Genomic DNA, 1,928 nt, shown 5'->3' on the forward strand with positions numbered 1-1,928 from the left:
TTGGTGGTGTATTTGTTGTGGAGTGTGTTGTGTAGATAGTGTATGTGTTTTTACTGAGCTAGTGACGTCGTGTGTTGGATTCGATCGTACGGTGACAGCTGTAGTTTTGTTTTAGATACAGGGGCGACCACGTAAATCTAGAGTCTCCTCGTCGTCGGCAGCGTCAGATGGGGAATAAGAGACTGGACCTGCGCGTCCCCGCCGATGTGTCGATCGCGATGATGGACGACGTGGCGTGGGCGGAGCTGTGCGACCCGCCGCTGACCGCGGTCGCCCGCTCCGGCCACGACATCGGCTACCGCGCCTGCGAGCTGCTGCTGCGCGAGCCCGCCCGGCGCGGCAGGGGCGAGCCGGTGCTGCTGCCCACCGAGCTGGTCGTGCGCGGCAGCTGCGGCCCGCTGCGCCCGCCCCGCCGATGACGCCCGATCCGTGATCTATCGGGACGCGCGAACCGCCTCCGGCACGCTAGATTTCCCGCGTGGAGGAGATCGATCGTCAGATCATGGCGCTGCTCGCCGACGACGGGCGGATGAGTTTCACGGATCTGGCCAAGGAGACCGGCCTGTCGGTGTCGGCCGTGCACCAGCGCGTCCGGCGGCTGCAGAAGCGCGGCGTGATCAAAGGGTTCACGGCCCAGCTCGATAGCCAGCAGATCGGGCTGCCGCTGACGGCGTTCGTGTCGATCAAGCCGATCGACCCGGCCGCGCCGGACGACGCCCCCGACCGGCTGTCGCACCTGGAGGCGATCGAGGCGTGCCATTCGGTCGCCGGCGACGAGAGCTACATCCTGAAAGTGCGGGTCGCGTCCCCGAACGAACTGGAGGACCTGCTCCAGAAGATCCGCGCCGCCGCGAACGTGGCGACCCGTACCACGGTCGTCCTCAGCACCCCCTGGGAAGCCCGCCGCCCACCCCTCTAACGCGGCGCGGACGCCTCCAGCGCCTCAAGCGCACGCTCCAGTGACCCCTGCGGATCGGCGTCCGCCCCGGTGACCTCCCGGTCGAAGTTCAGATCGATGAACACCTCGGTGACCCCCTGCCCGCCGAGCATCTCCAGATCCCCCCGGATCTCCTCGAACGACCCGGACAGCGGACGCCGGTCAGCTCGTCCCCCAGCACGAACACGCACCGCCCCCCGGCACACGAACCGCAGCGCGGAAGCGTCCCGCCCCGCCTGCTCGGCGGCCTCCCGCACAACACTGATCGACCGGCCGATCACGCTGGGGTCGGCGCGGCTGGAGCTGACCCACCCGTCCGCGAGCCGCCCGGCGCGCCGCAACGCCGGCTCGGCCGCCCCGCCCAGCAGCACCGGCAGCGGCGACTGCACCGGCGGCGGCTCCATCACCACCGGCGGAAAGTCGAAGAACTCCCCGTGGAACTCGGCCGCGCCACCACCCCACAGCCCGCGCAGGACGGCGAGATACTCCTCCGCACGGGCCCCGCGCCGCTCCATCGCCGCCCCGGCGGCGGCGAACTCCTCCCGCATCCACCCGAGCCCGAGCCCGAGGTCGAGCCGCCCCCCGCTGACCCGGTCGAGAGTGGCGGCCTGCTTGGCGAGGACCGCGGGCGCCACGAACGGCAGATTGACGACCGCGACCCCAAGCCGCACCCGCCGAGTCTGCCCAGCGAGATAAGCGAGCGTCACCACCGGATCGGGCACGCCCCGGTAGGTCTGATCCTCCGAGTCGGCGGGGTTGACCAGCCGCTGCAACGTCCACACCGAGTGGTACCCGAGCCCCTCGGCCCGCTTTGCAACCGTCACCTGGTTGTCGGGCGTAGCCCACGCCCCCGCCCCCGGAACAGCGAACCCGATCAACAAGGCCACTCCCCGCCTCCTATACACATCTGACGCTGCCGACGAAGAGGGACGGGGAGATCTCGGGGGTCGCCGTATCATTAGAAAAACAACAAAACAACATAATCACACCA

At 68.9% G+C, this 1,928-nt stretch carries 3 protein-coding genes; 2 read left to right on the forward strand and 1 reads right to left on the reverse strand.

Annotated elements, in window-relative coordinates; all coding sequences use genetic code 11:
* The first annotated feature begins 167 nt into the window (after window positions 1–167).
* Both HUX53_RS32955 and HUX53_RS42330 read left to right on the forward strand, forming a co-directional pair.
* Window positions 168–419, forward strand: coding sequence for a substrate-binding domain-containing protein (locus HUX53_RS32955; protein ID WP_176407119.1), 252 nt, complete (start codon window positions 168–170; stop codon window positions 417–419).
* A gap of 59 nt (window positions 420–478) precedes the next feature.
* On the forward strand, window positions 479–919 hold the full coding sequence (locus HUX53_RS42330; protein ID WP_176407120.1) for an Lrp/AsnC family transcriptional regulator: 441 nt from the start codon (window positions 479–481) through the stop codon (window positions 917–919).
* Here HUX53_RS42330 and HUX53_RS32965 read toward each other — a convergent pair.
* The gene (locus HUX53_RS32965) at window positions 916–1,824 is read right to left on the reverse strand and encodes a TIGR03619 family F420-dependent LLM class oxidoreductase (RefSeq protein WP_309237543.1); all 909 of its coding nucleotides are present in this window, start codon (window positions 1,822–1,824) and stop codon (window positions 916–918) included. The two genes, HUX53_RS42330 and HUX53_RS32965, sit on opposite strands and share 4 nt — an antisense overlap.
* Window positions 1,825–1,928 lie beyond the last annotated feature (104 nt).

Source organism: Actinomadura sp. BRA 177 (assembly GCF_013372625.1).
Classification (GTDB): domain Bacteria; phylum Actinomycetota; class Actinomycetes; order Streptosporangiales; family Streptosporangiaceae; genus Spirillospora.